Annotated in this window: 2 protein-coding genes; both read right to left on the reverse strand. The window is 44.6% G+C overall.

Translation table 11 applies throughout. The features are described from left to right. Nucleotides 1-432 precede the first annotated feature (432 nt). Nucleotides 433-1,707, reverse strand: coding sequence for a carbamoylphosphate synthase large subunit (locus ACUVJL_RS36300; protein WP_445250248.1), 1,275 nt, complete (start codon nucleotides 1,705-1,707; stop codon nucleotides 433-435). Between the two features lie 202 nt (nucleotides 1,708-1,909). Continuing rightward, the gene (locus ACUVJL_RS36305; protein WP_445250249.1) at nucleotides 1,910-2,803 is read right to left on the reverse strand and encodes an isoaspartyl peptidase/L-asparaginase family protein; all 894 of its coding nucleotides are present in this window, start codon (nucleotides 2,801-2,803) and stop codon (nucleotides 1,910-1,912) included. Nucleotides 2,804-3,033: the final 230 nt, after the last annotated feature.

Raw genomic sequence — 3,033 nt, forward strand, 5'->3', positions numbered from 1 at the left:
AAAAATAAGGTGTAAAGGTCTATATTGCATTGTGCCGTAGAGGGTTTAGTTATTTTTCTCATTGTCCGATACCTAGAAAGTAGACGACCTATATTTATCAATTCACTGTTTGGTTATTTTGTCAATGCGTAAGTCCTAGAATTATCTTAAATGTAACTTATTGCACTGGTTCCCACCGAGAATCCCGATCTCATGGGCGAACTAGGAGCAACGGCCCACAAGCAGAAAATTCACTTTTTGTGGAACAAACCCGAAAGCCTGTTGCTGAGTGCCCACAAGCCGAAAATTCACTCTTTGTGGAACAGGCATCTTGCCTGTTCTAAGAAAATAGTACATCGCACATCAACGTGCACCGCCGCTCCAAAGCACTTAAATATTTAATAAGTTCGATCGCCACCACCACCCCAAACGCTGCAATCGGTAGAGTAGATATCAACCAAATTGCTGCAATCCCTTACTGTGCAAATTCTCCTCGATGTGCTGCATTTCCTTCATATCCTCACCCGCAACTATCCCGTACATTTCCGTGTAGATTTTTCCGTATTTAACCTTCTCTAAAGCCGACAGGATGATCAAGTCCTTGCGATCGAGTTCTGATTTCAGCGTGACAAGAATCGATTCCAAAGTCCCATCCATTCGCCAGTCACTCGAATATTTAGCCACCTCCTTTCCCAGCCCCAGTAAGGTATGGCGCTGCACACAAAGCGGAGTCGAGCCATTAACTCGGAAATTGGCATCTATGGCATACAACTGTCCCTCAGAGTCTTCCAGTACGTCGAAGCCAATAACGCCGAAATAACCCTGTTGGTGAGCATATTTACCAATAGCGGCAATCATCTCAAAAAACCTACTCATGTCAGTTTCGCGGTAGTGAATCAGTCCCCCTAAATAGCTGCCCTCAGGGGTGACAAGTTGGCTCGTATTGCCGATAAGCCTGATATTTCCCGCTTTGCTTACATAGAACTGCACGCAGTAGTTCTGCACTTCATTCTTGACGAATTCCGAGACAATAATCGTATCCAGCAACTTAATATCGAGATATTTCCTCACTTCCTGCAAGCAGTAATTCAAATCGCTGGCGCTTTTGATAATATAAGTGCCTTCTCCAGAAAGTCCGTGGGATGTTTTAATCAAGTAGGGGAATTTCTCTGGTAACTGAATGCTTTCGAGATTGACTTCGTGCAGATTGTAGCTTTTGTATTTCGGACATTGCACCCCTAATTCTGCTAGCGTTGCTTTGCTGAGCAAGTGGTAGTGGATGTCGGGATGGACGGCGTGTTTTTCGGGTTTGAGATTGTCGAAGGGAAATAGAGTCAGGAGTTTGTCAAAGCGATCGCTTCGGCTGAGATCTTCGAGATAAGTTGAGCAGTCTATCATCTCCATACTGCTGTAGCTGAAGCCAAAATTCTCCCGCCAATAGTCAATCAGCGAGTTCGGCGGCTGATTAATCACAATTCCTGGGATGGCATCGCCTAACACAGCCAGATTTTTCCAAGGTTCCTTCTGACCAATTTTGTCGAAAGAAGTTTTGGTGGCTTCACTGCTGCCGTCTTGAATAAAGTATTTTTCCCTGTTGGGGTAAGCAGCCCAACTGGCAGTTGCAGGATAATTTAGGATGAACGCATAACGTGCATCTGTGATGTCTGGAGCAAACAAATCGGAAAGAGAATTACCCTGAAAGTAAGGAAAGTCGTATGTTGAGTTCATAGAAATATCCAAGTTAAGTTTGAATTCAACTTTTTTCCCGGCCACTAAGTAGCTCGACATAATTAAACGTAGGGTGGGCATTGCCCGCCCTACAAATTGAAAAAGTGTTTATTGATGTCCAGCTACTTAATACCTAGGAAACAAGATATTAGTTGCGGAATTTTAACTCTCTCCAACTAGAGAGAATGCAACCTCAATAATTTCAATGATGGACGAGTTGTTTTTTCTTAGTGAACACAGCCACCTTGTCCATTTCTGAGGTTCTATAAGCACAAGCCATGTCCGTTGAATTATGCGCCCAGCCAACCCGCCCTTGAGGGTCAATGAGGATGCACCCAGCTTCTCCTGCCACCTTAGATGCCAGAGTCTCAATTGCCATCTGCGCTGCTTCGTCTGGGTGCTTGCCGGAGGCTAGAATGTCGATCGCCGTCTTAGCCAGAACAAGTGGCATAATCGACTCGCCATCGCCTGTGGTTGAGCAAGCGTCCTGTACATTTTCAGCAAACAAGCCTGACCCGATAATCGCGCTGTCGCCGACGCGACCGGCGGGCTTATTCATAGTGCCGCCTGTTGAGGTACCGGCAACTAAGGTGCCATTACTATCCAAAGCTACACAACCAACGGTATTGGGGCGGTCAATAACTTCTTTTTCCTCCTCCCACTCTTCCTGTTGCTCATCAGCGATTAAGTCTTCTTTTGTACACATCTCGGCTCCATTTTCTGCAGCAAAAAGTTCTGCGTGATCCGCTACTAAGAACATGGGTTTTTTATCCATAATCTTTCGCGCCACAGAGATGGGATGGCACACGCCTTGAACATTTGCGAGGGCTCCCCAAGCTAATGAGCCGCCTTCCATCATCGCTGCGTCTAGCTCTACCTCTCCCTTACTGTTGAGAACCGATCCAAAGCCTGCGTTAAATGTCTGGTCAGCTTCCAGAACCCGGATAGCTGCCTCAACAGCTTCTGCTGCTGTACCCCCGCTTGCCAGCACTGCCCAACCAGCTTCTGCTGCTGCGGTACAGCCTGCATTGTTTGCTGCAATCTTGTCTTCTGTGATGGTTTTTGCTCCACCGTGCACAATAATACTCAGTACCATAAATTTCCTTTTTTTTATTTGAAGCTCTACTTAAAAATTCCTTATATCAATCAATTTATTATAAGCAATTTTTAAGTAGTTTATTTGATGCTAAGCTGTTCGACATCTAAACTGCATTAACTAAGTTACCTTTATTTTTTATTTTTCGGTTCCATTTCATAATTAGTCCTCCTTCATTTAACAGTTTATGTAACAGTGCTTCTAGTTTTTCAATGGATTCAAATAATCTA

It is taken from the genome of Microcoleus sp. OTE_8_concoct_300, assembly GCF_031383065.1.
Taxonomy (GTDB): domain Bacteria; phylum Cyanobacteriota; class Cyanobacteriia; order Cyanobacteriales; family Microcoleaceae; genus Microcoleus.